Raw genomic sequence first — 26,226 nt, forward strand, 5'->3', positions numbered from 1 at the left:
AGGTGGAAGCGCGGTAACGTGTGGAGCTGACCGGTACTAATAGGCCGAGGACTTGACCATAAGGTTTTGCTCGCGTCGACTGTGCGATTCAGAGACTGCAAACAGTCCTGCCTCGTTGAGAGGTGGCTGGTTGTGTGTTTCATAGGGTTACGGCGGTTATAGCGGTAGGGAAACACCCGGTTACATTCCGAACCCGGAAGTTAAGCCTTCCAGCGCCGATGGTACTGCACTGGGGACGGTGTGGGAGAGTAGGACGCCGCCGGACAATTGTTGGAGTTGGGGGTCACCTTTGGGTGGCCCCCTTCTTCGTTTTCTGGGTGTTTGTTGTTGTGTTTGTGGGGGTCTTCGGGCCCCCTTTTTTTGTTGTGTCGGGGGCTCGGGGAGGCCGGCTTCTATCGAGGTGATGGTCGCGGTGGTGGGGTCGGAGCTTGTGGTCTCGGCTGGGGATCCGGGAGTTGCCTGGTCGCGGTGGTGGGGATCAGGGCGTCGGTGGGCCAGGTGCACGCCGGTCGACGCTGTCTGGGACGGCGGCCTTGAGCAGGGGGGTGATTCGGTACGGGATCTGGGTGGAGAGCGCGATCGTCGTGTCCGATCGTTGGACGGCCGGCGAGGCGAGGATGCGGGCGATGATCTCCTGAAGATGAGGGGTGTTCCGGGCCACCACTCGGCAGAGCAGGTCGGCCTGGCCGCTGGTGCCGTACACCTCGAGGATCTCGGGGATGACTTCGAGTGCCTCGACGGCTTCGGCGAGCTTGCCCTGGGCGATCTGGAGTGACGCGAAGGCGAGGATCGGGTAGCCGATCTCCTCGGTCATGACGGTGGGGCCGAAGTCGCCGATGACTCCGCGGGCGGTGAGCTTCTCCAGGCGGGCCTGAACCGTGCCCCGGGCGACGCCGAGCAGGCGTGCCAACTCGGTGAGACCGATCCGAGGGTTGTCACGCATCGTGATCAAGAGCTTGCTGTCCAGCGAATCGAGCATGAAACCGACGCTACGCCCGGACTGTGCGATTCGACCAGTCATAAGCCGATAACGATGGCGATATTGAGCGTTTCGCGCACCTGGACTGGTCGCTCTTGCCAGCACAAATCCGATTTGCTGTCATAACTAAGTATGTTCGAGGAAGCCCAATACTTCGCTCCCGTCGCCAAGCGGGAGGACGGCTCGGTCACCGTGGAACTGGCGTCGAGCCACCCCGGATTCGCCGACGCGGTCTACCGTGAGCGGCGCAACGCCATCGCGGCCCTGGCACTGGACTACCGGCCGGGCGATCCCATTCCGCACGCGGAGTACACCGAGGAAGAGCACCAGGTGTGGGCTCTGGTGTCGAGGGAGTTGGCCGCCAAGCATCAGCGGTACGCGATCAGGGAGTTCCTGGACGCCGCGGAACGGCTGGGATTGCCGAAGGATCGCATTCCCCAGCTCCAGGAGGTCAGCGAACTCCTGCAGCCGCTCACGGGATTCCGCTACATCCCGGCGGCGGGTCTGGTCCCGTTGCGGGAGTTCTACGGTGTGCTCGCAGACGGGTTCTTCCACTCGACGCAGTACATCAGGCACCATTCGGTGCCGTTCTACACTCCGGAGCCGGACATCATCCATGAGGTGATCGGCCACGCGAACACGCTGGCGTCGGACCGTTTCGCCGAGCTGTACCGGGTGGCGGGGAGAGCGGCTCGCAGGGTGGAGACCGAGGACGCGCTCCAGTTCATCTCGAAGGTCTTCTGGTTCACGCTGGAGTTCGGCGTGATGCGTGAGGGCCCGGAGCTGAAGGCGTACGGAGCGGGGATCCTCAGCTCGTACGGCGAGATCGAGGAGTTCCGGGGCATGGACATCCGGCCGCTTGATCTCAGGGTCATGGGCACGACCCACTACGACATCACGAAATATCAGGATGTGCTCTTCGAGGCGGCCTCCTTGGACCAGCTCGAAGACGTGGTCGGGTCCTTCTGGGAAAGCTGCGACGACGACAGCATCGCCGCCATCGTCGCCGCGGCCTGACCCTCCTGCGTCACGGCCTGGTGCCGTGACAGATCGTTCACTGTCGGGCCGCGACGCCGTAGTGCCCGTCGCATGTCCTGCCGAGGTGTCGCAGCAGCCCTGTTGCCGTCGGGTCGGTACCGGGGCGACGGGTCGGCCGGAGAGCCCCGGCGGGGCGCGGGCTGGTTCGCGCACAGTGCCATGACGCCGGAGCGGCCCCTCGGCATGGTGTGCTGAGGGGCCGCCGAAGGCTGGTGCTCTGCCGACGAGGTTGCGCGCCGGCCTCCTGCTACGGGACAGCCGTAGCAGGACATCTCAGGCGGGCAGGCCCTGGGCGGGCCGCCGGCAAGTCCTGCCCTGGGTGGGCGCCGACGGTCGGGCGACGCCTCACGCGGGCAGGCCTCTGGGCAGGGCTGGGCGGGCCGCCGGGAAGTCCTGCCGCGGGTGGGCGCCGACGGTCCGGCGACGCCTGGCACCGGCTGCCGGCGCGGCCCGCCTGTACCTCAGCCGCTCGGCGCGGTCGCGCCGAGCGGCCCTACCTGGGCAGGACGAGCAGGGAGTCGCCGACGCCGCGCTCGACGCCGTCGGAGGGACGGTTGACGACCTTCTTGCCGATCACCATGACGCTGGAGCCGCCGCCGTCGAGGTTGATGGCGTCCCTGGCGCCGAGCCAGCGCATGATCTGCGCGGCTTCGATGAAGGACGCGCCGACCGTCTTGCCGGGGTCCCGGCCGTCGACCACGGCGAGGATCAGCTTTCCGGACGCGGTCACTCCGGCGAGGGTGCGCGGGTGACGGCGCAGGATCATGTTGACGTTCGCCATGCCGTCCCGCTGCGCGGTGATCGCGGTCTGACCGCCGCGGACCAACCCGATCGCGCCCGCGACGATGCTGGTGTCCGGGGTCAGCGGAATGGTCCTCTTGGTCCGCAGGTCGGTGACGGTGGTCTTCACCTGGATGGTCGTGCCCTCCGTCGCGTACTCCCACAGCCACTCGGCGGCGGCGCCGACACCGTGCAGGACGCGGGTGCCGCGCGTGACGGCCGCGCCCGGGGAGCGCACCGCGATGACCTTGCCCGAGGCGTCGAGCACGGCTTCGGCGCCGTCGTTCTTGGGAGTCTTGGCGCCGAACTCCTCGGTGTACATGACCAGCTCGTCGGGCTTGGCCACCCGGTTCACACCGGCGACGACGGCCTTGCCGCCTCCGTCGGTGGTCGCGACCACGCTGGAGGACAGTTCGGTGATGCGAGCCGTACGGCCCTTGAGGACGAGGCCGATACGGCCGGGGACGGCCTCGCTGAGCAGCTTGCCGCCGACGACGGAGAGGCCGGTGGGGTCGCCGCGCAGGTTCTTGAGAGTGTGGATGTCGAAGAACCCGCCGTTGACCGCGATCATCGCCCCGGCGGCCTTGGCCATCGAGGAGACCGTCTCGCGCTTGGCGACGCTGGTGCCGAGGGAGGATCGGAAGGACCCACGGAAGGAACGCGGGTCGATCGTGACGACACGCATCGACCACGGGCCCGAGGTCTGGAAGCCGTCGTCGCCGGTGTAGTCGACCTTGGAGCTGATGCCGGCCTTCTTGAGCTCCTTCACGACCTTGGCGGCCTCGTCCTTGTCCTTCAGCGACCAGGAGCCGACGCGGACCATCCAGAAGTCGGCGGCGGGGAAGTCGGCGACGGCCGGCCGCGTGAACTTCACGATCATGGGCGTCATGCCGGCGTCCTGGACGGCGAGCGCCTGCGTCTGCGCGGTGGCCTCGGTCATGAAGTCCTTGCCGCCGGCGATGACACTGACCGTGTAACCGTCCTTCGAGGTGCCGTGCTTCACCGTGAAGTAGTCGATGCCGGGGGCGAGGGACTTGTGCGCCGACTTGGGGATGCCGGGCTGACCGAGGGGGAACGCGGTCGTGGGCAGGCCGGTGACCGGAGCGGCGGCGGCGCTGGACGTGGTCATCCCGACAACCGTCGGCATCCCGACGACCAGGGCGGCGGCGCCGGCGATCAGGCGGCGTTTCATTGCGTGTCTCTCCCGTTCATGGTCTGTGAAATGACCATGGTGGCGAGAAAGGCAATGCAACGGGAGCGAAATCCGCCAAATGAGCGAAAATGTGGCGAGATTCGCACCGGAAAATTCCGGCAATTGCGACATTTGCCCTTAAATGGGATTAGTCGCTAAGGGTGTCGGGAGTCTATTTCGCGGGCCCGCTGCATGAACTCCTGGGCCGACCGGGCCTCGACGTAGACGAGCGCGCCGTCGCGGCGACGGGAGAGCCCCCAGTAGTGCGAGGTGGACTTGCCCCACCAGATCGTCCACCGCGGGAAGCGGGCGGACAGGGCGCGGACCACGGTGTCCGGGTTGATCTCGGGTTCGCTGGTCGTCTGCGTCTGCATCGTCTGCACCCCATGAGGAAACCACATCGCACCGTACACGCCGCCCTACGGAGCGTGGCCGGTGCGATAGGTCTTACACCAGGGTGGGAAAACCGCACCCGGGAGTCAGGATCGGGAGTGGTAGACCTTCCGGAGCGTCTCGTGGACCGTCCAGGTCGTCTTGGCGCCCTCGGCGAGCAGGCAGACGTCGCCCGGCCCGACCTCGACGGTCGCCCCGCCCTCGACCTCGATCGTCGCGCGACCGGTGAGCACGACGAAGATCTCGTCGGTCTCGACGTCGGTGACCACGCCCGGCGTGATCTCCCACACGCCCCGGCCCGGGCTGAGCTGCGCCAGCGCCACGCGCGGGTTCCCGGAGACGATCTCGCCCGGGTCCAGGTCGTACGGCTCCAGCTCCACGTCGGCGACGGGGAGGACGATGGCCCCTGCGGCGGCCAGGTTGTCGGAGATCATGTGGTCAGCACCTTTGCCAGAGTGGCCCCATCGAGGCCGGTAACAGTGAGATCGTCGGCTCCGGTCATGGTCTCGGCCATGACCAGCGCGTTGACGATGGCTTCCTCGGTCGCCTCGATGACGGCGTAGAACAACGGGTCGATGTGCTCGTCGGAGAGCACGGTCACCTGGTACGTGCGCGGGGTGGCCGAGTCCAGCGCGGCCGAGGGGATGTTCCTGTTGCCGGTGGAGAAGCACAGGAAGCCGTCGCCGCTGAAGTTCTCGCCCGCGCCGCCGGTCCTGGCGACGCCGAGCCCGGCCCGCTGCGCGAGCCGCCTGCACTGGTGGGGGAGGAGCGGCGCGTCGGTCGCCACGATCCCGATGATCGAGCCGGCGCCCTCGTGGGCCACCGGCTCGGCGGGCAGCCGCTCGCCGACGTTGACCCCGTTGACCGTCAGCCGGTCCCTCCTGCCGTGGTTGGCCTGGACGAGGACGCCGACCGTGTAGCCGTCGACGACACGTGAGGCAGTGCCGATGCCGCCCTTGAAACCGTGGCAGATCATGCCGGTGCCGCCGCCGACCGAACCCTCGGCCACCGGGCCGTCACCGGCCTCGCGGTACGCCTGGTGGACGTGCTCACGCCGGACATGCTGGCCGCTGACGTCGTTGAGGCGGCCGTCCCAGGTCTCGCCCACGACCGGCAGCGACCACGCCTGCCTGCCGGTGCCGATCTCGAGCTCCACCAGCGCGTCCCTGACCACGCCCACCGAGGCGGTGTTGGTCAGGGCGATCGGGGAGGTGAGCACCCCGAACTCCTCCAGGGCGGCCATGCCCGTGATCTCGCCGCAGCCGTTGAGCCAGTGGAGCCCGGCGTACAGCGGCTCGTCGAAGGTCGACCCCTCGTGGGGGAGGATGACCGTCACTCCCGTGCGGACCGGGCCCTGACCCGTGACCCGGGGACCCTCGCCGCTGATCAGCGTGGTGTGGCCGACGCGCACTCCGGCGACGTCGGTGATGGCGTTGTGCGGTCCGGGCGTTCCCGTGCCGATGACGATGCCGTGCTCGCGAGCCCTCATCGGGCCTCCCTCCGGAAGGATTCCAAGGCAAGCAGTGCCACATGGAGTGACAGGCACGATTCAACATCGTCCAGGTCGGTGTCCAGTACACGTTCGAGCCGCCGCAGCCGGTCGTAGAACGCCGGCCGGGACAGGTGGGCCTTCTGGGCGGCGACGGCCTTGTTGCGTCCGGCGTCCAGGTAGATCCGCAGGATGCGGGTCAGATCGCCGTTGCGCTGCGCGTCGTGGGCCAGCAGCGTGCCCAGCTCGCGCTCGGCGAACGTCTGCATCCGGGAGTCGTCTCGCAGCAGGTGGAGCAGGCCGCGCAGCCGCAGGTCGGGCAGGCGGTAGAAGGCCCGTCCGTCGGGCTGGCGCACCGCCACGTCCGCCACCTGCTCGGCCTCCAGGAAGCTGCGTCGTACGTCCCTGATGGACTCGACGACCGAGCCGGCGGCGAGGACGAAGGTGCCGGTGTAGGAGGTGCGGAGCCGGTCGGCGAGCGCGTTGAGCGCGGCCTCGGCCGTCAGGCGAGGGGGCAGCGGGATCAGCAGGCCGACGTGGTTCTGGTCGAGCGTGCCGACCAGGGCGGGCAGCTTGGCGTCGCGGCACGCGGCCGCGCCCGCCTCGGCCAGCTCGCCGAGCTGGGCCTGCTCGCCCAGCGCGGTGTCGGTGGGGCCGGTGAGCCGGATGACCGCGCTGACCAGCTTGCGGCCGGTGAGCGGCACACCGACGGCCCGGGCCCGGGCGGCCGCCTCCTCCGGGTCGGCGTACGCGTGGGTCAGGATGCCGGTGATGATCGTCCCGTGCGCCTGGCGTTCCAGGGACTCCTGGTGGCGTTCGAGCAGGCGGCTGAGCGCGAGGGTGGTGGCGGCCCGCTCGGCGAGCACGATGTCGCGGGGGCTGGGCTCGCCGTCGCAGAGGAGGATCAGCCGGCCCCAGTCCTGCCCCCGGGCGCCGACCATGGTGATCAGCCATCCGGAGGCCGCGTCGTACGCGGTGCGCTCGTCTGGGGAGACCGCGCGGGAGCGGGTCTCCCAGCTCGCCAGCAGCGTCCCGGTGTCGCGACCTGCGGTGTCGCAGGCGAGCACCTGGTGGGCGAGGTTCTCCAGCAGGACCGGACGGCCGGAGAAGCGGGCGACCTGGCCGAGCACCTCGGCCGGGGACGCGCCCTCGACCGACAGCTCGGTGAACACCTCGTGCAACTGCTCGGACGCCCGCAGCTCCTGGAGCTGGATGTCGATGATCCGGGCGTGCACGGACTCGGTGATCTGCACGAACGGCGTCTCGCGGGCCAGCACGATCAGGGGCAGGCCGTGCTCCTCCGCGGCCTTGACGACCAGGCGGGGCAGCTCGCGCACGAACTTGCGCCCCAGCTCGACCACGAGGCCGGAGGCGCCGACCTCGGCGAGGTCGGCGATGTAGTCGGCGAGCTTGTCGGGCTCGTCGGGCAGGGCCACTCCCGTCGTGAGCACCAGCTCGCCGCCGCGCAGCATGTTGGCGATGTCGCTGATCTCGCCGACGTGGACCCAGCGCACGCGGGTGTCCAGCCGGTCCGCGCCGGCGACCACCCGGGGGTTGCCACGCCGGACGGCGTCCAGCGCGAGAACGTCGGCGACCGTCGGTAGCATGCCCATGAGGCTACCTGATCAATATGTAAAGTCGATGCGGGCGAGCCTGACAGGATGAAGCAGCACGTGAGGCGGCGCCGTGAGGGGCGGCCCGCCCTGACCTCATCTTCTGCCGGTCCCGGGTACGGGTCTCTCCGCGTCGCTGTCCGTGTCCCTGCCCGTGTCTCGGTCCGCGTCTCTCGCCGTGTCCGTCGTCATCCCGGGCCCGGCTCCGGGCAGGCGCGCGTCCAGGCCGTCGAGCAGCGCGACCAGGCCGTAGTCGAAGGCGATCTGCCGCGCGACCAGGGGATCGAGGCCGCCCGCGGTGTAGTCCTTGTAGCGTTCGAGCAGGTCGGGGTATCCGGCGGCCACACCCTCGATCGCCGGGAGCATCTCCTTCTGGGCCTCGCACGGGGACTCGCCCGCACGGTTCAGCAGTCCGCGCCACGCCGCCTCCGGCACGGCGGCGCCGAGCGTGTACGCGATGACGGCGCCGACGGCGAAGTCGATGTCGATGCCCTGGAACCCGGCCTCCTTGCACGCCCTGACCAGCCGGTCCGACATCACCAGCGCGTTCGGCCCGATGCTCGGCAACACTCCGATGAGCCCGACGCACCACGGGTGCGCGAGGATCGCGCCGCGCAGGCCCCACGCGACGGACCCGGCGGTTTCGCGCCAGCTCGCCCCGACGGGGGAGCGCACCTCTCGGTAGACCTCGTCCATGGCGAGTTCGAGCAGCTCGTCCTTGTTGGCGACGTGCCAGTAGAGGCTGGTCGCCCCCGCGCCGAGGCGTGCGCCGAGCTTGCGCATGCTGAGCGCGTCGATCCCCTCCGCGTCGAGCAGTTCGAGGGCGGCCCGGACGATCTGGTCGCGGTTGAGCCCTTGCCCGCGCCGCCCCCGGGGTTCGCGGGTCCAGACGGAGGTGAAGGGCTTGGCCGGCATCGTCACAGGATATTCCCTCGCACAGTGTTCGAGCTTTATCGTACAGTGTCCCAGTCAACTCGCACACTGTTCGAGGAGAAGATAGATGTCACATCCGCGCCGATGGTGGATCCTCGGCGTTCTCTGCCTGAGCCTGCTCGTCCTCGTCGTCGACAACACCGTGCTCAACCTGGCGATCCCCGCGCTCATGCGGGACCTGGGGGCCACCCCCGCGGACGTCCAATGGATCATCGATTCGTACGTCCTGGTGTTCGCGGGCCTGCTGCTCACCGCGGGAAGCCTCTCCGACCGGTACGGCCGGCGCCGCCTCCTCATCCTCGGCCTCGTCTTCTTCGGCGGGGCGTCCATGCTGGCGATGCTCGCGACGGAGCCGTGGCAGCTCATCGGCGCCCGTGCGCTGATGGGGGTCGGCGGGTCGTTCATCATGCCCTCGACGCTGTCGATCCTGATCACGGTGTTCGACGAGTCGGAACGGCGCAAGGCCATCGCGGCCTGGAGCGCGGTCGCGATGCTCGGCGTGATCGCGGGGCCGACGATCGGCGGGTTCCTGCTCCAGCACTACTACTGGGGCTCGGTCTTCCTGCTCAACGTGCCGATCGCCGTGCTCGCCGTCATCGCCGCCGTCACCCTGATGCCCGAGTCGCGCGGCTCGGCGCGGAAGATCGACCCCGTGGGCGTCGTCCTGTCGATCGTCGGCATGGCCGCCCTGGTGTGGATCGTCATCACCATGCCCACGGACGGGCTGAACCCGCTCTATCTCGCGGTCGCCGTGCTCTCGCTCGGCGGGTTCGTGCTCTGGGAGCGCCGGGCCGAGCACCCCATGCTCCCGCTCGGGCTGTTCCGCGACCGGTCGTTCAGCGGCGCCTGCTTCTCGATCGTGCTCCTGTCCTTCGGGTCGGGCGCCCTGATGCTGGCGCTGACGCAGTACCTCCAGTTCGTGCTCGGCTACGAGCCGATGCGGGCCGGGTTCGCCCTGCTGCCGTACGTCGTCGCCGCGCTCGTGTTCAACGGCCTCGGCGCCGGGCTGGGCAAGAAGGTGAGCAACCGGACGCTGATCGTGGTCGGCCTCTTCGTCATGGCCGCCGGTTTCGGCGTGCTGTCGACGCTCGCCGGCGGGTACGGCACGCTCATCACCGGCCTGATCGTCATGGGCGTCGGCGGCGGCCTCGCCGGTCCCGCGGCGTACGCGACGCTGATGGGGGCGGTGCCGGCCGAGCACGCGGGCGTCGGTTCCGCGCTGAACGACACCGTCCAGCAGGTCGGCATGGCGCTCTCGGTGGCCGTGCTCGGCAGCGTGCTCTCCGGGGCCTACACGGCGGCCATGCCGGAGTCCGCGCCCGAGGCGGCGCGCGACTCGATCAGCGGCGCCCTGGCACTCGGGGACTCGTCGCTCGCGGCCACGGCGAAGGACGCGTTCGTGTCGGCCATGTCGGTCGGCTCCTACGTCGGCGTCGGCTGCTCGCTGGCCGCCGCGGTGGTGGCGCTCCTGATGCTGCGCGGCACGGCCGCGGCGGGGGGCCCGGCCGCCGAGGCTCCGGTCGCGGGAGCCCCCACCGCGGGAACCCCCGCCTGATCCGCGCCGGCGGAGTCGGCGAGTCCGGGCCCGCCGGCCCGGTTCCGCGGGTCCGGATCCACCCGTGCGATCCACCGGGCCGCGATCCTCCAGGTACGGCCGCCGCACCCCGACGGCCGTATCTGAATTTGTCAAGACATATGGATGTCAATAAGGGGACTTCAATATGTAAGGCGAATCTGAAGATCGCCGACATGTTGCCGGTAGGGGCGGAGGCCGCTCAGGCGCGATACTCGACATCATGTCGGACCTTCTTGCCCGCCATCGCGCGGTAATGCCCAACTGGCTCGCCCTGAACTACGAAGAGCCCATCGAGATCGTCAGCGGCAAGGGCAACCGTGTCGTCGACGGCTCAGGCAAGAGCTACCTCGACTTCTTCATCGGAATCCTCACCAACATGATCGGGTACGACGTGCCCGAGGTGCGTGAGGCCGTCGAGCGGCAGCTCGCCACCGGTGTGGTCCACACGTCCACGGCGTACCTGCTGCGCGGTCAGATCGAGCTGGCCGAGAAGATCGCCAAGCTGTCCGGGATCAAGGACGCGAAGGTCTTCTTCACCAACTCCGGCACCGAGGCCAACGAGACGGCGCTGCTGCTCGCCACCTACGCCCGCAAGTCGGACCAGGTGCTCGCCATGCGGCAGAGCTACCACGGCCGCTCGTTCGGCGCGATCAGCGTGACCAGCAACCGGTCCTGGAAGAACAACTCGCTGTCTCCGCTCAACGTGCACTTCCTGCACGGCACCGACCGGCACCTGACCCAGTTCCGCGGGATGTCGGACGCCGACTACATCGCCGCCTGCGTCGACGACCTGCGGCATGTGCTCGCCACCGGCGTCACGAACAACGTGGCCGCGCTGATCGCCGAGCCGATCCAGGGCGTCGGCGGCTTCACCATGGCCCCCGACGGCCTGTTCGCGGCGTACAAGGAGGTCCTGGACGAGGAGGGCATCCTCTTCATCTCCGACGAGGTCCAGACCGGCTGGGGCCGTACCGGCTCCGCGTTCTTCGGCATCCAGAACCACGGCGTGACGCCCGACATGCTGACCTTCGCCAAGGGGCTCGGCAACGGCTTCGCGGTCGGCGGCATCGTCGCCAGGGGCGACCTGATGGACGGGCCGCACGCCCTCGGCGTGGCCACCTTCGGCGGCAACCCCATCTCGATGGCGGCGGCCACGGCCACCCTCGACTACGTGCTCGACCACGACCTGCAGGCCAACGCCGCCAAGACCGGCGAGATCATCATCTCCGGGCTCCGCGAGGCCGCCGCACGGCTGCCGATCGTCAAGGAGGTCCGCGGCAAGGGGCTCATGTTCGCGATCGAGCTCGCGGACCCCGTCACCAAGGCGCCCGCCCCGGCGCTGGCGGCCCGCTTCATGGAGGAGACCAGGAAGCTCGGCCTGCTCGTCGGCAAGGGCGGCCTGCAGGGCAGCGCCCTGCGCATGGCGCCCCCGCTCACCCTGACCGAGGACGAGGCCCGCGAGGGGCTCGACATCATGATCACCGCTCTGGAGACCGTCAACGATGAAGCACGTTAACCACTGGATCAACGGGACCCGCGTCTCCGGCGGGGGCCGCACCTCCGAGATCTTCAACCCGGCCACGGGCGAGGTCAGCGGCGCCGTGGAGCTCGCGGCCGTCGAGGACGTGGACGCTGCCGTCGAGGCGGCGAAGGCGGCGTTCCCCGCCTGGCGTGACGCCTCGCTGGTCAAGCGGACCCAGATCCTCTTCCGCTTCCGCGAGCTGATGGACAGGCACCGCGACGAACTGGCCGCGCTGATCAGCTCCGAGCACGGCAAGGTGCACTCCGACGCGCTCGGCGAGGTCGCCCGCGGCATCGAGGTCGTGGAGTTCGCCTGCGGCATCCCGCAACTGCTCAAGGGCGGCTTCTCCGAGAACGTCTCCACCCGTGTCGACTCGTACTCCATCCGGCAGCCGCTGGGCGTCGTCGCAGGGATCACGCCGTTCAACTTCCCGGCGATGGTGCCGATGTGGATGTTCCCGGTGGCGATCGCGTGCGGGAACACCTTCATCCTCAAGCCGTCCGAGCGCGACCCCTCCGCGTCGCTGCTGATCGCCGAGCTGTGGAAGCAGGCCGGGCTGCCCGACGGCGTCTTCAACGTCGTCCAGGGTGACAAGGTCGCCGTGGACCGGCTGCTGGAGCACCCCTCCGTCGCGGCCGTCTCCTTCGTCGGCTCGACCCCGATCGCCCGGTACGTGTACGAGACGGGGACGGCGCACGGCAAGCGGGTCCAGGCGCTGGGCGGCGCCAAGAACCACATGCTCGTGCTGCCCGACGCCGACCTCGACCTGGTCGCGGACTCGGCCGTGTCGGCGGGCTTCGGCTCGGCAGGCGAGCGGTGCATGGCCATCTCCGTGCTGCTCGCCGTGGACCCGATCGGCGACGAGCTGGTCGGCAAGATCGCCGAGCGGGTCGGCAAGCTGACCATCGGCCCCGGCGACGAGCCGACGTCCGAGATGGGCCCCCTGGTCACCAAGGTGCACCGCGACAAGGTGGCGTCCTACATCGACCTCGGCATCGAGGAGGGCGCCAAGGTCGTGATCGACGGCCGCGAGACGCCCGTCAACGGCGGGACGACGGCCCAGGAGACCCCGGGCTTCTGGCTCGGCCCCACCCTGCTCGACCACGTCCCGGCCAACTCCCGGGTGCACCGCGAGGAGATCTTCGGCCCGATCCTGTCCGTCGTGCGCGTCAAGTCATACGAGGAGGGCCTCGAGCTGATCAACACCGGCGAGTTCGGCAACGGCACCGCGATCTTCACCAACGACGGCGGCGCCGCCCGGCGCTTCCAGAACGAGGTCGAGGTGGGCATGGTCGGCATCAACGTGCCGATCCCCGTGCCGATGGCGTTCTACAGCTTCGGCGGCTGGAAGGCGTCGCTGTTCGGCGACACGCACGTCCACGGCACCGAGGGTGTGCACTTCTACACCCGGGGCAAGGTCGTGACGTCGCGCTGGCTCGACCCCTCGCACGGCGGCGTGAACCTCGGTTTCCCGACGAACAAGTAGCTCGGCTTCCCGCGAACGGACAACGCGCGGGGCGACGAACCGGACGCGCGCCGGGGGGTGTTTCCCACACCCCCGGCGCGCGTTTCACGTTCGGGTCGCGGGGCCGCGGTCTCGCGGGTCGACGCGCCGGACGGCGGTCACTTCACGCGGCCGACGCCGCACAGGAAGTAGGACTTCACCTTCTCCAGCGGCGGCGCGAGGACCGGGCTGTCCGGCCGCCACTCGTGCAGGTTGACGATCCCCGGCTCGGCGACGTCCAGGCCGTCGAAGAAGGGTTCGATCTCGCTGGACATGCGCGCCACGAACTGGGCGGACGCGTTGCGGTAGATCCCCTCCACCTGGGGGGCGGCCTCGGGGCGTTCGTCGATCGCCACGTGGGAGAGGACCATGTGGCTGCCGGGCGGCAGCGCCTCCCGGATCCGGGCGATGATGCCGGCGGGGTCGTCGGAGTCCGGGATGAAATGGATGATCGCCAGCAGCAGCACGGCGATCGGCTCGTCGAAGTTCAGGTGGGCGCGGATCTCGGGGTGGTCCATGATCTCGTCCGGCTGCCTGAGGTCGCCCTCGACGACGAGCACCTGAGGGCTGTCCTGCAGCAGGGCGCGGGCGTGGACGAGCACCTGCGGGTCGTTGTCCACGTAAACCGTGCGGGCCTCGGGGGCGATCTCGGCGACGGCCTGGTGCACGTTCTGCTGGGTCGGCAGGCCCGCGCCGATGTCGAGGAACTGGCGGATGCCCTGCTCGGCGAGGAACCGCACAGCGCGTTGCAGGAAGGCCCGGTTCTCCCTGATCCCGATCGGGATCTCCGGCACGTAGCGCAGGACCTGGTCGGCCGCCGCGCGGTCGGCGGGGAAGTTGTCCTTGCCGCCGAGATAGTAGTCGTACATTCGTGCAGCATTGGGAGTATTCGGGTCAAACTCGACGGCCATCACGCCCCCTATTCGTCGCCGATCCTCGCCGGCCGCGTACTAAGCCGAATTCAGCGGAAATGACGAGATATCCGGATATCTGAGGAAAAGCTAGCTTATCGGGGATTTGCGGTGCCATGATCGTGCCCGTGACTTCCCCGCACCGCGTGCTGGGCGCGCAGCTCGCCGACGGCATCTCCAAGGGAAACATGTGGGCGCTGCTGTTCCTCGCGACCGCGGGCACGGCAGTCGTCTCCTTCCTGCCGTCCACCCAGCCCCACATCCTCACCGTCGTCCTCGGTGTGCCGGAGTCGGACCAGGGTACGATCGTCGGCCTGCTCGGCTCCGCCGCCGAGCTGGCGATGATCCTCAGCCTCGCCTGGTACGGCGCGCTCGCCGACCGGTTCGGCCGCCGCCTCATCGTGGTCGGCGGGCTGACGCTGTGCGCGCTCGGCGCCCTGCTGTTCCCGTTCGCGGGCAACACGGTCGTCCTCGTCGCCCTGCGGGTGGTCTTCGGGCTCGGCGTCGCGGCCATCAACGCCATGCTCTCCACGATCGCCATCGATTACGTCCGCGAGCGGTCGCGCGGCAAGTCGTACGGGCTCATCGGCTTCTTCGGCGGGCTCGGCGCGCTGATCGCGGTGCTGGTCGTGGCCAAACTCCCGCAGACCATGGAGAAGCGCGGTCTGGAGCCGGTGGCGGCCACCCGGCTGTCGTTCGTGATCATCGCCGTGGCCATCGTGCTCGTCGCCGCGCTCCTGTGGTCCACGCTCTCCCGGGTCAAGGTCGACACCACGGCCGAGCGCGTCCCCCTGCCGCGCCTCGTCCGCGAGGGCCTCGTGCTCGCGCGCGACCCCGGTGTCGCGCTGTCCTACGCCGCGTCGTTCGTCGCGCGCGCGGACCTGTACGTCGTCGTCAGCTTCCTCACCCTGTGGATCTCCGACTACGCCACCACAGAGCGGGGGATGTCGAGCGCCGAGGCGCTGGCCAAGGCGGGCGCCGTGGTCGGCATCTCGCAGATGGTGGCGCTGCTCTGCGCGCCCGTCTTCGGATGGCTCGGCGACCGCATGCGCCGCCAGGACCTGCTCATCGTCGCGCAGCTCATCGCGGCCGGCGCCTACCTCTCCACGCTGCTCGTCTCCGACCCGCTCGGCCCCGGCATGATGGTCGTCGCCGTGCTCATCGGCATCGGCGAGATCGCCGGCATCACCACGGCCGGACCCATGCTCGCCCAGCAGGTGCCCGCCGCGGTGCGCGGCGCCGCGTTCGGCGTCCACACGCTCTGCGGCTCCCTCGGCATCATGATCGTGTCCTTCCTCGGCGGTGCGCTGCACGACGCCTGGAGGCCGGCCGCGCCGTTCGTCGTCTCCGGGACGTTCGGCCTGTTCGTCGCCGTCTTCGGCCTCGTCGTACGGCACCGCATCAAGGCCCGGGCGGACGACGGCCCCGCGCGCGAGGTGGTGCCCGCGGCCTGACCCGGCGACCGGCGGAACCGGCGGGTCCGCGCGAGGACCGGGTCCCCTGTGAGGACCGGGTCCACGCGAGGGCCGGGGACGGGCGGCGGGTCCGCGCGGCGACGGGGCGGCGGCGCGCGGCGGCCCCAGTAGGCTCGTGACGTCCGTTCCGTAAGGGGGTCCGAGTGGCGCTTCGTCCTGCCCGCCCTTCCCGCCTCGCCCGCCGCCCACGTGCCGCCGTGCCGTCCGCCGCCGTCGCCCTGATCGGACTGCTCGCCGCCGCCTGCGGCGCGACGGAGGCGACCGCGGCCGGCCCGGCCGGCACCACGGCGGTGACCACCCCCGCCGCCGGCCCGGCCCGCACGCCGCCCCCCGAGCCCCGCGCCGTACGGGGAGCGGCGGCGGACGCGGGAAGGCCGGCCGCCGGGTCAGGGGCGCTGCCCCACGCCCGTGCCACCGGCCCCACGCCGGACACCCCCTCCGCGACGCCGTCCAAGCCCGGGAAGACCCCCACCCCGGTCGCCTCCACCGGCCCGGGGGAGGGCGTGGTCGACGTCCTCGCGCCCCCCGGATACGTGGAGTGGGGCGGCACCGATCCCAAGGTCAACTGGGTGACGCCGTTCCAGGCCAAGACCGGCTGCAAGGTGAACCTGCGCACCTATGACCCCGCCGCGACCGCCGCCGGGGCACGGCCGCTCGACCCCGGCTCGTTCGACGTCGTCGCCGCCCCGCCGGAGGTGGCGGGCAAGCTGGTCGACGAGGGCGGCGTCGCCCCGCTGAACACCTCCCTGATCAGCGCCTACCACGACATCCCCAAACAACTGCGCCGCCTCCAGACCCGCAAGGGCGACGCGTACGGAGTGCCGTACCTGTGGGGGATCAACGAGGCCCTCTACGACTCCTCGAAGGAGGGACCGAAGACGGCGGCGGCCCTCTACGGCGGCACCGGCAAGGTCATGCTCAAGGACAGCCCGCTGACCATCGCGGACGCGGCCCTCGTGCTGAAGCGGCGCGGGGCCGGCATCGAGGACCCCTTCCAGCTCACGCCGTCCCAGCTCGACGACGCGATCGGACTGCTCTCGCGCGGCAGGTCGGACGAGCGCGTCTACTGGCGCGACCCGATCGAGGTCGTCCAGGGGCTCGCCTCCGGGTCCGTACGGCTCGCGCAGGGCACGCCGTACCACCGGGACGTGCTGAGCCTCGCGGGGCGGTCGGTGGAGGCGGCGGGCGGGCCGGTGACCGGTTGGGCCGACATGTGGATGGTGTCGTCGTCGGCCGCCCACCCCTCGTGCGCGTACGAGTGGCTCGACTGGACCGGCTCCACGAAGGTGCAGAAGGAGGCGGCCGAGTGGGTGGGGCTGGCCCCGGCCAACAAGGAGGCCTGCACCGGCCGCGCCGGGCGGATCTGCTCGGACTACGCGTCGTTCGAGGACGTCTACTTCGCCTCGCGCCCGTCGAAGAACTGCGGAGGCGGGGACAAGGAGTGCGCGCCCTACGGCCAGTGGGTCGAGCGCTGGAAGCGCCTCGTGGGCTGAACCGCGCCCCGGAAACCGTGGTGAGTCCGGGAGTCAGTGCGGTCGGGAGAGTCCCGGAGCCTCAGGAGAACGCGCGGCTGCGGCGCTGCAGCGGCACCGCGCCCTCCGGAACGGGCAGCAGCGCCTCGGCGCAGTCGTCGCACGCGTGGACGGGGGCGTCGTCGGGAAGCCGGCCCACCAGCACCCGGGGGCGCGGCCACTTCTTGTGGCACACCACGCAGGCGTCCCCCTCAAGCTGCGTGGCGGTCAGGCCCGCGGGGTCGAACGTCGGCACGAGCCTTCCGGCCCCTTTCGGATCCCACCCCATCGCGCTTCCCCCTTCGCATACCCGAACCGTTATAACGCGGTTACAGCTTGTGATCGATTAGGGAGATGTCAAGCAAGGGTTAAATCGCAGGCATGTGGCAGACCGTATAACAACAAAAGGGACACCCGGCGTGAAGCCGGGTGTCCCCCTATAAACCTTGTGTCCTACGCGACGGCGGCGATGGCCTTCTCCAGAATGGACAGGCCCTCCTCCAGCAGCTCGTCCGAGATGACGAGCGGCGGCAGGAAGCGCAGGACGTTCCCGTACGTGCCGGCGGTCAGCACGAGCAGGCCCTCGGCATGGCACCGGCGCGCGATCTCGGCGGTGGCCGCGGCGTTCGGCTCCTTGCCGCCGGGCTGGACCAGCTCGATGGCGACCATCGCGCCCCGGCCGCGGGCGTCGCCCACGATGTCGAAGCGCTCCTTGAACGCGTTGAGACGGGAGAGCATCACCTCGCCGATGTGCGCGGCGCGCTCGACGAGCTTCTCCTCCTCGATGGTCTCCAGCACGCCGAGCGCCGCCTCGCAGGCGAGCGGGTTGCCGCCGTACGTGCCGCCGAGGCCGCCGCCGTGTACGGCGTCGAGCAGCTCGGCCCGGCCGGTCACCGCCGCGAGCGGGAGGCCGCCCGCGATGCCCTTGGCCGTGACGATGATGTCGGGGACGATGCCCTCGTGCTCGCAGGCGAAGAGGTCGCCGGTGCGGGCGAAACCGGTCTGCACCTCGTCGGCGATGAAGACGATGCCGTTGGCCTTGCAGAACTCCACGATCCTCGGCAGGAAGCCGGGAGCCGGCTCGATGAAGCCGCCCTCACCCTGGATCGGCTCGATGACGACGGCGGCGACGTTCTCCGCGCCGACCTGCTTCTCGATCATCTCGATCGCCTGGGCCGCCGCCTCCTCGGCGCAGTTCTCCGGCCCGGTCGGCCAGCGGAACGGGTAGGCGAGCGGCGCCCGGTACACCTCGGGCGCGAACGGCCCGAACCGGTGCTTGTACGGCATGTTCTTGGCGGTCAGCGTCATCGTGAGCAGCGTCCGGCCGTGGTAGCCGTGGTCGAACACGACGACGGCCTGACGGCCGGTCGCGTGCCGGGCGACCTTGACCGCGTTCTCGACGGCCTCGGCGCCGCTGTTCACGAGGAACGTGCGCTTCTCGTGGTCGCCGGGGGTGAGCGCGTTGAGCTTCTCGCACACCGCGACGTACGACTCGTACGGCGTGACCATGAAACAGGTGTGGGTGAAGTCGGCGACCTGCTTCTGGACCCGCTCGACGACGCGCGGCGCGGCGTTGCCCACGCTCGTCACGGCGATGCCCGAGCCGAAGTCGATCAGGGAGTTGCCGTCCACGTCCACGACCACGCCGCCGCCGGCGTGGGTGATGAAGACGGGCAGCGTCGTGCCGACGCCGGTGGGGACGGCGGACTGCTTGCGCGAGAACAGCTCGCGCGACTTGGGGCCGGGGATCTCGGTGACGAGGCGGCGCTCCTGGGGAAGTCCGGGGCCGCCCTGCGTGCCAGTGCTCATGGCATCGACGGTACGGCCCGCGCCTCGGGCTGCCGATGTGTCGCCATGGCACAATGGTGGTGTTCGTTTGTACTGGGTGGACAAGTCGAGGAAGACATGGCGCCGACGCTGCGCAGGGTGACGGCGATGGCCCCGCTCCACCTGGAGGTCCTGGCCGGCGGAGCCGCGCTCGACCGGAAGGTCCGCTGGGTGGCGGTGAGCGAGCTCGAGGATCCCACACCCTTCCTGGAGGGTGGCGAACTGGTCCTCACCACCGGCATGCGGCTCGACTCCGGCAACGTCCGGCCGTATGTGTCGCGGTTGGTCGCCCGGGACGTCGCCGGGCTCGGCTTCGGCGTCGGCCTGACCCACGACGACGTGCCCTCCGAGCTGGTCGAGGCCGCCGCCGAGGCGGGGCTCCCCCTCGTCGAGGTGCCGAGGGACACCCCGTTCATCGCGATCGGCAAGGCGGTCAGCGAGCTGCTCGCGGCCGAGCAGTACGAGGAGATCAGCCGGGCGTTCGCCGCGCAAGGGCGGCTCACCAGGGCCGCGCTCCAGCCGGAGGGCATGAGCGCCGTCATCGAGCGGCTCGCCCGCGAGATCGACGGCTGGGCGCTGCTCCTCGACCCGGCCGGGGCGGTGCGGCACGCCGCCCGCACCGGCCGGCCCGCCGCGCGCGCCCGCGCCCTGGAGCCGGAGCTGGCCCGGCTGCGCGCCCCCGGGGCGCCCTCCAGCATCGCGTTGTCCGTGCCGGGCGAGCACGTGATCGTGCAGCCGCTCGGCCGCCGGGGTTTCTTCGCCGTGGGGGCCGCGCGGCCGTTCACCCCGGTCGGTCACACCGTCGTCAACGCCGCCGGGTCGCTGCTGACCCTCGGCCTGGAGCAGGGGCGCGAGCAGCGGGCGGCCGAACGGCGGGTGCGCGCCGCGGTGCTCCGCCTGCTGGTCGCGGGGGAGACCGGGGCGGCCGGCGAGACGCTCGCCGCGCTCGGCGGGGAGCTGCCCGCGGAGCCGTTCGTCGTCCTCGCCTGCGACACCGACGAGCCCCCCGCCCACGGCTTCCCGTACGGGGGCCTGACCGTGCTGCTCGCCGATCCCGAGGAGGCCGACGGCGCGATGGCGCGGGCGTCCCGGCGGGGCAGGGTCGGCGCCAGCGGGCCGGTGGCGTACGCGGAGCTGGCCGTGGGACTCGACCAGGCCGAACGCGCGCTCGCGTCAGCCGCCCCCATCGCCAGGTTCCCCGAGCTGGCCGGGCAGGGGCTGATCTCCCTGCTCGACCCGGCCGCCGCGGCCGCGTTCTCCGCCGCATTGCTCGCGCCGCTGCGCGAGTACGGCTCGCGCGCGGACCTCATCGAGTCGCTCAGGGCGTATCTCGCCTGCAACGGCCACTGGGACGCGGCGGCACAGCGGCTCGGGGTGCACCGGCACACGCTGCGATACCGGATGAAGCGGGTGAGCGAGCTGCTCGGGCGGGACCTGGACGACCCGGCCGCCCGCGCCGAGCTGTGGATCGCTCTGAGCTGCGCGGCGCGCTGACCCCCGGACGCGTCGCGTCGGCGTCGCGTCAGAGGGGTGGCAGGGGATGGTCGGGCCTGCGCGTCAGGAAGGAGCTGATCGTGGCGGTGGTCACGGTCTCGTAGGTCTTGGCGTCCCGCAGGTGTCCGGCACGTTCCAGGCTGAGCGCCCCCTGCGCGGCCGCCCACAGCGCGTCGGCGATCTTCCTGGGCTGCGTGGGCACGAGATATCCTGCGGCGATGCAGTCCGCGATCACCCGGTCGAGGATGTTCAGCGCGGCGCGGGCCAGCGTCCTCGCCCGCTCGCTCGGCACGAAGCCGGGGATCGCCTGCTCGAACATCAGGCTGTAGTAACCGGGGTCGGCCAGCGCGGCCTCCCGGTACGCGGGCCCGAGCGCGACGAGGAAGTCGAACGGGTCGGCGCGCGGGGGTACGGCGGCCAGGCGGCGGCGAAACCGCTCGAAGCCTTCGAGGTAGAGCGCCTCGGCCAGGCCTTCCTTGCTGCCGAACATCGTGTAGATCACCGTCGTCGAGCAGCCGGCCTCCGTCGCGATCCTGCGTACGGTGAGGCTCTCCGGGCCGGCGGTGGCGAGCAGCGCGCTCGCCACGTCGAGGAGCCGGGTGCGCAGCTCGTCGTTGCTGCTTCGCTGCCCGAGGGCGTAGGCGCCCTGAAGTCCCAGAGGCGCCGGCGTACCCATGAGCGACGAGCCCTTCCATCGATGGGGCCCGCGACGGACCCGGTTGAGACTTAACCACGCCGTTGCATGTTCAAACCGCTCCGAAACTGAATTCATCGCGAAATCGCGCCATTTCTGTGACATAGCGTGGCAGAGAGGTGTTGTCCACATTGGCCAGTCCTGGCCGGGGGATTGTGCGGCCCGGAGTAGCGCCGCCCGGGACCGGTTGGCATAGCGTCGGAGACATGGACAGCAGCGCGAACGCCACCTCACCGATCCCCTTCTGGCTGGCCGGCCGCCCCGCGACGGGCGACGCCGAGCTGGAGGTGACCAACTCCCATGACGGCCGCGTCGTCGGCGTCTACTCCGTGCCGACGGCCGAGCAGGTCGAGCAGGCCGTCGCCGCCGCGGACGCCGTGCGCAAGGAGGCGGCGGCGCTGCCCATCCACGTCCGTGCCGAGGCGCTCAGCCACGTCGCGCGCCGTCTCGCCGAGCGCGCCGAGGAGATCGCGCGACTGATCAGCGGAGAGAACGGCAAGCCCATCTTCTGGGCACGCGGCGAGGTCAACCGGGCGATCTCGACGTTCCGGTTCGCCGCCGAGGAGACCCGCAGGTTCAGCGGCGCCGTCCAGCGGCTCGACACCGAGCCGGCCGCCCAGGGCCGCATCGCCTACGTCTCGCGCGTGCCGCACGGCCCCGTGCTCGCGATCACGCCGTTCAACTTCCCGCTCAACCTGGTCGCCCACAAGGTGGCGCCGGCCATCGCCGTCGGCGCCCCGGTCATCGTCAAGCCCGCCCCGGCGACGCCGCTGTCCGCGCTGGTGCTCGGCGAGATCCTGGCCGAGACGAACCTGCCCGAGGGCATGTTCTCCGTGCTCCCCGTGCCCAACGACCGGGCCGGCGCGCTCGTCGAGGACCCCCGCCTGCCGGTCGTCTCCTTCACCGGATCCGGCCCCGTGGGGTACGCGATCATGGATCAGGTGCCGCGCAAGCACGTCACGCTGGAGCTCGGCGGCAACGGCGCCGCCGTCGTGCTGGCCGACGCCGACCTGGACTGGGCGGCCGCGCGGGTGGCGCTGTTCTCCAACTACCAGGCGGGTCAGAGCTGCATCTCCGTGCAGCGTGTGATCGTCGACGAGTCGGTGCTCGCGCCGTTCACCGAGAAGCTCCTGGCCGCCGTCGACGCCCTCGTCACCGGCGACCCGTCCGACGACAAGACCCAGGTCGGGCCGCTCGTGTCGGTCGCCGCCGCCGAGCGGGTCGAGCAGTGGGTGAAGGAGGCCGTCGAGTCCGGCGCCCGTGTGCTCGCCGGCGGCACCAGGGACGGCGCGTCGGTCGCCCCGACCGTGCTCGCCGACGTCCCCGCCGACGCCAAGCTCTCCTGCGAGGAGGTCTTCGGCCCCGTCATGGTCATCCAGCCGGTGGCCTCGGTGGACGAGGCGTTCGCCGCCGTCAACGACTCCAAGTACGGCCTGCAGGCGGGCGTCTTCACCCGGAACCTCGACGTCGCCTTCCGCGCCAACCGCGAACTGGAGGTCGGCGGCGTGATCATCGGCGACGTGCCGTCGTTCCGCGCCGACCAGATGCCGTACGGCGGGGTGAAGCAGTCGGGCGTGGGCCGCGAGGGCCTGCTGTCGGCGATGAACGACTTCACCTACGAGAAGGTCATGGTCATCACCGGCGTGACCCTCTGACGTCCGAACCGCGCACGTGACGCGCCCCCGCCCGGAATGGGCGGGGGCGCGCGTGCGTCAGGCCCGCTGGGCGGTGTCGAAGACCTGCCTGACCTCGTCGCCGAAGTACGGGCCGTACATGCTGCCGCTGTCGTTGCTGTACTTGAAGCTGCTCACCGAGGTCAGCAGGCCCTGGCCGGTCGCCGGGTCGAAGCCGCTGAACCACGGCCCTCCGCTCGCTCCCGCGGTGAGATCGCACTTCAGGCCCTGATCCTGGGTCTTCTTGTACGGGTCGTCGGAGGGGCGGCCCGCGCAGTAGAGCAGGTGCTCGCCGTCGTAGGGCGGGTCGGCCGGGAATCCGAAGGCGTACGTCTGCTGGCCGCGCGCGGCGTCGAAGCCGATCGCCTGGGCCCCGACCGCGTCCGCGACGTGCCGTCCGCCGCGGTCGCTCACCGCGACCATGCCGACGTCGAAGCCGTCGTCCGCGTCCCGCGCCCACGGCCCGGCGACGAACATGCGCCGCGCCGGATAGCTCCCGTACGGCTGCCGCCCCGACTCGTAGCCGGGGACGAACATCCAGTTCTCCGCCCAGGCGCCGGTGCCGTCCTTGACGCAGTGGCCGGCGGTCGCCACGACGTCCTTGTTGGCGCTGCGCACCGCGGTCCCCGAGCACACGAAGTCGACGCCGTTCAGGGTGAGGAACACGCGGCCGACGGTCGTCCCGACGGCGCCGCCGCCGGTCCACCGCGATCCGCTCGTCACCGTGTCCACCGTCGCGCCCACCGGACGGCCGACCACGGCGGACCGGCGGGCGATCGTACGCTGGTCCACCCCCATCGGCCGTGCCGCCCTGGCCCGCACGGCCGGCGGCGCGACCAGCCTCCCGGCGAGCGCGCCGATGCGCCTGACGGTCGAGGCGAGCAGATCGAGCGGGCGGGCGCCGGCCATCCGCTCCGGCGTCCAGTACGCGTCGGACGCGGCGGCCGCCGTGTGCTCGACGACGTCGGTGGGGGGATTCGCCGGCGCGGGCGCTCCGAGGAGCTCGGCGACCAGGGCGGAAGCGGTGAACACAAGGAGGCTCGGGCTCATGGAATGCGATTTTGCACTACGCATTGTGTTTCCGTCGCTACTTTTGGTGAATCACCGGGTGTGGCGGCGGCAGCGCGCCCGTCTCGTTCCCCTGACGCCGCGGGCGGGGGGCGGCGCGGGACAATGGAACGATGACTCCTGAATCCAGCCCGCGTCCCGTCGTCCTTCTCGGCTCCACCGGTTCCATCGGCACCCAGGCGCTCGACGTCGTCGCCAGGAATCCCGAGCGGCTCCGGATCAACGCGCTCGCCGCCGGAGGAGGCCGCGTCGACCTGCTCGCCCGCCAGGCCGCGGAGTTCCGCGCGGAGGCCGTGGCCGTCGCGGACCCGTCGGCCGTACCCGCCCTGAAGGAGGCGCTGGCCGCGCACGGGGTGTCGCCCGAGGTCCTCGCGGGCGCCGAGGGAGTCGCCGAGGTCGCCACGTGGCCGTCCGGCGGCGCGGGATCGGGGGACGCGCCGATCGTGCTGAACGGCATCACCGGCGCGCTGGGCCTCACCTCGACGCTGGCCGCGCTGGAGGCGGGCCGGGACCTGGCCCTGGCCAACAAGGAGTCGCTGATCATCGGAGGGCCGCTCGTCAAGCGGCTGGCCAAGCCCGGGCAGATCCTCCCGGTGGACTCGGAGCACTCGGCGCTCGCGCAGTGCCTGTGGGCGGCCGGCCCCTCGGGAGCGGACGCGCGGGCCGTGCGGCGCCTCGTCGTCACGGCGAGCGGCGGGCCGTTCCGGGGCAGGAAGCGCGCGGAGCTGTGGGACGTCACGCCCGAGATGGCGCTCGCCCACCCGACGTGGAACATGGGGCCGGTCATCACGATCAACTCGGCGACCCTGGTCAACAAGGGCCTGGAGGTGATCGAGGCGCACCTGCTCTTCGACATCGGGTTCGACCGCATCGACGTGGTGGTCCACCCGCAGTCGGTGATCCATTCGATGGTCGAGTTCGTGGACGGCTCGACGGTCGCGCAGGCGAGCCCTCCCGACATGCGGTTGCCGATCTCCCTGGCCCTGGGGTACCCGGAGCGCGTCGCCGGCGCGGCGTTCCCCGTGGACTGGACCCAGGCGCACACCTGGACCTTCGAGCCGCTCGACGACGAGGCGTTCCCCGCCGTCGCGCTGGCCCGGCAGGTCGGCGTCCAGGGCGGCACCGCCCCGGCCGTCTACAACGCGGCCAACGAGGTGTGCGTGGAGGCGTTCATGAAGGGCGCGCTGCCGTTCCCCGGCATCGTGGACACCGTCGCCCAGGTGGTGTCCGAGCACGTGACCGGCCAGGCGACGACGGTCGAGGAGGTGCTGGCCGCCGACGAGTGGGCCAGGGCCCGGGCCGCCGAGCTGACGGCCTGAGGGACCCGGGAGGCACGCCCGTCCCGGGTCCCCGCGCGTCCGTCAGGCGATCAGGCCGCCGTGCAGGTGACGCTCGAAGGGGCGGTGACGGCGCCCGACGCGTTGCCCAGGAAGCCGAACGTCGTCGAGGCGTTCGGCGCCAGGGCGCCGTTGTAGCCCACGTTCCTCACCGTCACCGAACCGCCCGACTGGGTGGCGGTGCCGTTCCAGACCTGGGTGATCGTCTGACCGGAGGGGAGCGTCCAGCCCACTGTCCAGCCGCCGATGGACGCGGTCCCGGTGTTGCGCACCGTCACCTCGCCCTGGAAGCCGCCCTGCCACTGGTTCGCGATCGTGTACGTCGCCGCGCAGCCGCCCGGGCCCGGAGAGGTCGAGGGGCTCGGCGACGCGGACGGGCTCGCGGAGGGGCTGGGGCTGGGGCTCGGGCTCGGTGAGGCGGACGGGCTGGGGGACGGGGACGAGCCGCCCGGCCCCACCCCGGTCACCTCGCCCGAACCTCCGTCGAACACCACGTCGGAGCAGCCGTAGAACGTCTCGTTGCTGTCCGACCGCTGCCACACGGTGTAGATGATGTGCCGGCCGCTCTTGCCCGACGGCAGCCTGGCGTCCCAGTAGTAGTAGGCGTCCTCGTTGCCCGGGGAGCCGACGCTCGGCGGGTCGGTGACGCTGTCGAAGGGCGTGGACTCCAGGTCGCTCCAGGCGAGCGGCCGGGTCGGGCTCCACGTGTCCTTCGTGATGTACGAGCGGAACGTGCCGGGGTGGGCCGCCCACTTGTTGTACTTGATCCGCACCGACGCGCCGGAGGTCAGGTGCGTCACCGGCCAGTCGGCGCGCGGCAGGTCGAACCCGCTGAAGTCGTAGACGACCGCGCCGCCGCTGCACAGCTTGCCGTCCGGGATGAAGCCCGACATGCGGCCCGCGCCGTCGGAGCGCAGCACCGCGAACCAGTTGTAGAGCGAGTTGGGCCCGCTCTGGGCGACCGCCGCCGCGCAGGCCGGGTTGTTGGGGACAATGGCGCCGTTCGGCGTGAGCCCGTCCTTCCAGCACAGGTACGTCCGGCTGCCCGGGAGCATCGCGGCGCCGTGCGCGGACGCGGGGGCGGCGACGAGCGCGGCGGCGACGAGGGCGGCGGCGACGAGGGCGGACAGTGCGGTGAGGACGGTGGCGACGGTCAGTCGTGACCGTGTTATTCGTGGTGTTATTCGTGGTGCTCCCACGGGTTACCCTTTCGCGTG

At 70.9% G+C, this 26,226-nt stretch carries 22 protein-coding genes and 1 rRNA gene; 10 read left to right on the forward strand and 13 right to left on the reverse strand.

The window, feature by feature from the left end; genetic code table 11:
- Positions 1 to 148: 148 nt before the first annotated feature.
- Positions 149 to 265: ribosomal RNA gene (rrf, locus tag AWQ70_RS29570) — 5S ribosomal RNA — on the forward strand.
- 213 nt (positions 266 to 478) lie between these two features.
- Here the strand turns inward: rrf and AWQ70_RS29575 are convergent.
- Positions 479 to 979, reverse strand: a complete 501-nt coding sequence (locus AWQ70_RS29575) for an Lrp/AsnC family transcriptional regulator (RefSeq protein WP_067183182.1) — start codon at positions 977 to 979, stop codon at positions 479 to 481.
- 132 nt (positions 980 to 1,111) lie between these two features.
- Between AWQ70_RS29575 and AWQ70_RS29580 the strand changes: the two genes are divergently transcribed.
- The gene (locus tag AWQ70_RS29580) at positions 1,112 to 1,996 is read left to right on the forward strand and encodes a phenylalanine 4-monooxygenase (RefSeq protein WP_067183185.1); all 885 of its coding nucleotides are present in this window, start codon (positions 1,112 to 1,114) and stop codon (positions 1,994 to 1,996) included.
- Between the two features lie 514 nt (positions 1,997 to 2,510).
- On the opposite strand, the gene AWQ70_RS29585 is transcribed toward AWQ70_RS29580, so the two are convergent.
- From AWQ70_RS29585 to AWQ70_RS29610, 6 genes are all read right to left on the reverse strand, one after another.
- Positions 2,511 to 3,989, reverse strand: a complete 1,479-nt coding sequence (locus AWQ70_RS29585) for a phosphodiester glycosidase family protein (protein ID WP_067183188.1) — start codon at positions 3,987 to 3,989, stop codon at positions 2,511 to 2,513.
- 155 nt (positions 3,990 to 4,144) lie between these two features.
- Positions 4,145 to 4,363: a hypothetical protein gene (locus AWQ70_RS29590; RefSeq protein ID WP_157530584.1), complete on the reverse strand. Its 219-nt coding sequence runs from the start codon at positions 4,361 to 4,363 to the stop codon at positions 4,145 to 4,147.
- Positions 4,364 to 4,468: 105 nt separating this feature from the next.
- Positions 4,469 to 4,816 carry a cupin domain-containing protein gene (locus AWQ70_RS29595; protein ID WP_067183194.1) on the reverse strand — a complete coding sequence of 116 codons (348 nt, stop codon included), beginning with the start codon at positions 4,814 to 4,816 and terminating at the stop codon, positions 4,469 to 4,471.
- A complete protein-coding gene (locus tag AWQ70_RS29600) occupies positions 4,813 to 5,871 on the reverse strand; it encodes a DmpA family aminopeptidase (RefSeq protein ID WP_067183197.1) in 1,059 nt (352 codons plus the stop codon). Before AWQ70_RS29600 ends, AWQ70_RS29595 begins: the two co-directional genes overlap by 4 nt.
- Positions 5,868 to 7,478, reverse strand: a complete 1,611-nt coding sequence (locus AWQ70_RS29605; RefSeq protein WP_067183395.1) for a PucR family transcriptional regulator — start codon at positions 7,476 to 7,478, stop codon at positions 5,868 to 5,870. Before AWQ70_RS29605 ends, AWQ70_RS29600 begins: the two co-directional genes overlap by 4 nt.
- A gap of 102 nt (positions 7,479 to 7,580) precedes the next feature.
- Complete coding sequence (locus AWQ70_RS29610; RefSeq protein ID WP_084517962.1) at positions 7,581 to 8,399, reverse strand: TetR family transcriptional regulator; 819 nt, start codon at positions 8,397 to 8,399, stop codon at positions 7,581 to 7,583.
- Positions 8,400 to 8,484: 85 nt separating this feature from the next.
- Here AWQ70_RS29610 and AWQ70_RS29615 point away from each other — a divergent pair, with 85 nt between their 5' ends.
- From AWQ70_RS29615 to AWQ70_RS29625, 3 genes are all read left to right on the forward strand, one after another.
- Complete coding sequence (locus AWQ70_RS29615) at positions 8,485 to 9,972, forward strand: MFS transporter (RefSeq protein ID WP_067183204.1); 1,488 nt, start codon at positions 8,485 to 8,487, stop codon at positions 9,970 to 9,972.
- A 241-nt stretch (positions 9,973 to 10,213) separates the two neighbouring features.
- Positions 10,214 to 11,509 (forward strand): aspartate aminotransferase family protein, encoded by a 1,296-nt coding sequence (locus tag AWQ70_RS29620; protein ID WP_067183208.1) that lies wholly within the window; start codon positions 10,214 to 10,216, stop codon positions 11,507 to 11,509.
- Positions 11,496 to 13,001: a CoA-acylating methylmalonate-semialdehyde dehydrogenase gene (locus tag AWQ70_RS29625; protein WP_067183211.1), complete on the forward strand. Its 1,506-nt coding sequence runs from the start codon at positions 11,496 to 11,498 to the stop codon at positions 12,999 to 13,001. The genes AWQ70_RS29620 and AWQ70_RS29625 overlap by 14 nt, the downstream gene beginning before the upstream one ends.
- A gap of 137 nt (positions 13,002 to 13,138) precedes the next feature.
- Here the strand turns inward: AWQ70_RS29625 and AWQ70_RS29630 are convergent, their stop codons facing one another.
- Positions 13,139 to 13,930 carry an SAM-dependent methyltransferase gene (locus tag AWQ70_RS29630; RefSeq protein WP_067183214.1) on the reverse strand — a complete coding sequence of 264 codons (792 nt, stop codon included), beginning with the start codon at positions 13,928 to 13,930 and terminating at the stop codon, positions 13,139 to 13,141.
- 128 nt (positions 13,931 to 14,058) lie between these two features.
- Here AWQ70_RS29630 and AWQ70_RS29635 point away from each other — a divergent pair, with 128 nt between their 5' ends.
- Both AWQ70_RS29635 and AWQ70_RS29640 read left to right on the forward strand, forming a co-directional pair.
- A complete protein-coding gene (locus AWQ70_RS29635) occupies positions 14,059 to 15,384 on the forward strand; it encodes an MFS transporter (protein ID WP_169808762.1) in 1,326 nt (441 codons plus the stop codon).
- A 164-nt stretch (positions 15,385 to 15,548) separates the two neighbouring features.
- A complete protein-coding gene (locus AWQ70_RS29640; RefSeq protein ID WP_084517948.1) occupies positions 15,549 to 16,898 on the forward strand; it encodes an extracellular solute-binding protein in 1,350 nt (449 codons plus the stop codon).
- Between the two features lie 61 nt (positions 16,899 to 16,959).
- Here the strand turns inward: AWQ70_RS29640 and AWQ70_RS29645 are convergent, their stop codons facing one another.
- Both AWQ70_RS29645 and gabT read right to left on the reverse strand, forming a co-directional pair.
- On the reverse strand, positions 16,960 to 17,172 hold the full coding sequence (locus AWQ70_RS29645) for a hypothetical protein (protein ID WP_373282394.1): 213 nt from the start codon (positions 17,170 to 17,172) through the stop codon (positions 16,960 to 16,962).
- 197 nt (positions 17,173 to 17,369) lie between these two features.
- The gene (gabT, locus tag AWQ70_RS29650) at positions 17,370 to 18,725 is read right to left on the reverse strand and encodes a 4-aminobutyrate--2-oxoglutarate transaminase (RefSeq protein ID WP_067183220.1); all 1,356 of its coding nucleotides are present in this window, start codon (positions 18,723 to 18,725) and stop codon (positions 17,370 to 17,372) included.
- Between the two features lie 96 nt (positions 18,726 to 18,821).
- On the opposite strand from gabT, the gene AWQ70_RS29655 reads away from it, so the two are divergent.
- Positions 18,822 to 20,237 carry a PucR family transcriptional regulator gene (locus AWQ70_RS29655; RefSeq protein WP_067183224.1) on the forward strand — a complete coding sequence of 472 codons (1,416 nt, stop codon included), beginning with the start codon at positions 18,822 to 18,824 and terminating at the stop codon, positions 20,235 to 20,237.
- Between the two features lie 28 nt (positions 20,238 to 20,265).
- On the opposite strand, the gene AWQ70_RS29660 is transcribed toward AWQ70_RS29655, so the two are convergent.
- Entirely contained in the window at positions 20,266 to 20,913 is a 648-nt protein-coding gene (locus tag AWQ70_RS29660) for a TetR/AcrR family transcriptional regulator (RefSeq protein WP_067183227.1), read from the reverse strand.
- Positions 20,914 to 21,137: 224 nt separating this feature from the next.
- On the opposite strand from AWQ70_RS29660, the gene AWQ70_RS29665 reads away from it, so the two are divergent.
- Positions 21,138 to 22,586, forward strand: coding sequence for an aldehyde dehydrogenase family protein (locus AWQ70_RS29665; RefSeq protein ID WP_067183231.1), 1,449 nt, complete (start codon positions 21,138 to 21,140; stop codon positions 22,584 to 22,586).
- A gap of 57 nt (positions 22,587 to 22,643) precedes the next feature.
- On the opposite strand, the gene AWQ70_RS29670 is transcribed toward AWQ70_RS29665, so the two are convergent.
- Positions 22,644 to 23,654 carry a trypsin-like serine peptidase gene (locus AWQ70_RS29670; protein ID WP_067183234.1) on the reverse strand — a complete coding sequence of 337 codons (1,011 nt, stop codon included), beginning with the start codon at positions 23,652 to 23,654 and terminating at the stop codon, positions 22,644 to 22,646.
- A gap of 131 nt (positions 23,655 to 23,785) precedes the next feature.
- Here AWQ70_RS29670 and dxr point away from each other — a divergent pair, with 131 nt between their 5' ends.
- Positions 23,786 to 24,991, forward strand: coding sequence for a 1-deoxy-D-xylulose-5-phosphate reductoisomerase (dxr, locus tag AWQ70_RS29675; protein ID WP_067183236.1), 1,206 nt, complete (start codon positions 23,786 to 23,788; stop codon positions 24,989 to 24,991).
- Between the two features lie 50 nt (positions 24,992 to 25,041).
- Here the strand turns inward: dxr and AWQ70_RS29680 are convergent, their stop codons facing one another.
- Complete coding sequence (locus tag AWQ70_RS29680; RefSeq protein ID WP_245647206.1) at positions 25,042 to 26,208, reverse strand: lytic polysaccharide monooxygenase; 1,167 nt, start codon at positions 26,206 to 26,208, stop codon at positions 25,042 to 25,044.
- Positions 26,209 to 26,226 lie beyond the last annotated feature (18 nt).

The sequence above is a fragment of the Microtetraspora niveoalba genome (assembly GCF_001570405.1).
GTDB lineage: Bacteria > Actinomycetota > Actinomycetes > Streptosporangiales > Streptosporangiaceae > Microtetraspora > Microtetraspora niveoalba.

What these genes read in the sequence shown, in the direction of transcription:
- AWQ70_RS29600 (WP_067183197.1), bottom strand. Translation starts at nt 5,871, where the DNA reads ATGAGGGCTCGCGAGCACGGCATCGTCATCGGCACGGGAACGCCCGGA.
- AWQ70_RS29625 (WP_067183211.1), top strand. Translation starts at nt 11,496, where the DNA reads ATGAAGCACGTTAACCACTGGATCAACGGGACCCGCGTCTCCGGCGGG.
- AWQ70_RS29670 (WP_067183234.1), bottom strand. Translation starts at nt 23,654, where the DNA reads ATGAGCCCGAGCCTCCTTGTGTTCACCGCTTCCGCCCTGGTCGCCGAG.
- AWQ70_RS29590 (WP_157530584.1), bottom strand. Translation starts at nt 4,363, where the DNA reads ATGCAGACGCAGACGACCAGCGAACCCGAGATCAACCCGGACACCGTG.
- AWQ70_RS29610 (WP_084517962.1), bottom strand. Translation starts at nt 8,399, where the DNA reads ATGCCGGCCAAGCCCTTCACCTCCGTCTGGACCCGCGAACCCCGGGGG.
- AWQ70_RS29655 (WP_067183224.1), top strand. Translation starts at nt 18,822, where the DNA reads ATGGCGCCGACGCTGCGCAGGGTGACGGCGATGGCCCCGCTCCACCTG.
- AWQ70_RS29595 (WP_067183194.1), bottom strand. Translation starts at nt 4,816, where the DNA reads ATGATCTCCGACAACCTGGCCGCCGCAGGGGCCATCGTCCTCCCCGTC.
- AWQ70_RS29605 (WP_067183395.1), bottom strand. Translation starts at nt 7,478, where the DNA reads ATGCTACCGACGGTCGCCGACGTTCTCGCGCTGGACGCCGTCCGGCGT.
- AWQ70_RS29615 (WP_067183204.1), top strand. Translation starts at nt 8,485, where the DNA reads ATGTCACATCCGCGCCGATGGTGGATCCTCGGCGTTCTCTGCCTGAGC.
- AWQ70_RS29630 (WP_067183214.1), bottom strand. Translation starts at nt 13,930, where the DNA reads ATGGCCGTCGAGTTTGACCCGAATACTCCCAATGCTGCACGAATGTAC.
- dxr (WP_067183236.1), top strand. Translation starts at nt 23,786, where the DNA reads ATGACTCCTGAATCCAGCCCGCGTCCCGTCGTCCTTCTCGGCTCCACC.
- AWQ70_RS29575 (WP_067183182.1), bottom strand. Translation starts at nt 979, where the DNA reads ATGCTCGATTCGCTGGACAGCAAGCTCTTGATCACGATGCGTGACAAC.
- AWQ70_RS29665 (WP_067183231.1), top strand. Translation starts at nt 21,138, where the DNA reads ATGGACAGCAGCGCGAACGCCACCTCACCGATCCCCTTCTGGCTGGCC.
- AWQ70_RS29580 (WP_067183185.1), top strand. Translation starts at nt 1,112, where the DNA reads ATGTTCGAGGAAGCCCAATACTTCGCTCCCGTCGCCAAGCGGGAGGAC.
- AWQ70_RS29660 (WP_067183227.1), bottom strand. Translation starts at nt 20,913, where the DNA reads ATGGGTACGCCGGCGCCTCTGGGACTTCAGGGCGCCTACGCCCTCGGG.
- AWQ70_RS29585 (WP_067183188.1), bottom strand. Translation starts at nt 3,989, where the DNA reads ATGAAACGCCGCCTGATCGCCGGCGCCGCCGCCCTGGTCGTCGGGATG.
- gabT (WP_067183220.1), bottom strand. Translation starts at nt 18,725, where the DNA reads ATGAGCACTGGCACGCAGGGCGGCCCCGGACTTCCCCAGGAGCGCCGC.
- AWQ70_RS29620 (WP_067183208.1), top strand. Translation starts at nt 10,214, where the DNA reads ATGTCGGACCTTCTTGCCCGCCATCGCGCGGTAATGCCCAACTGGCTC.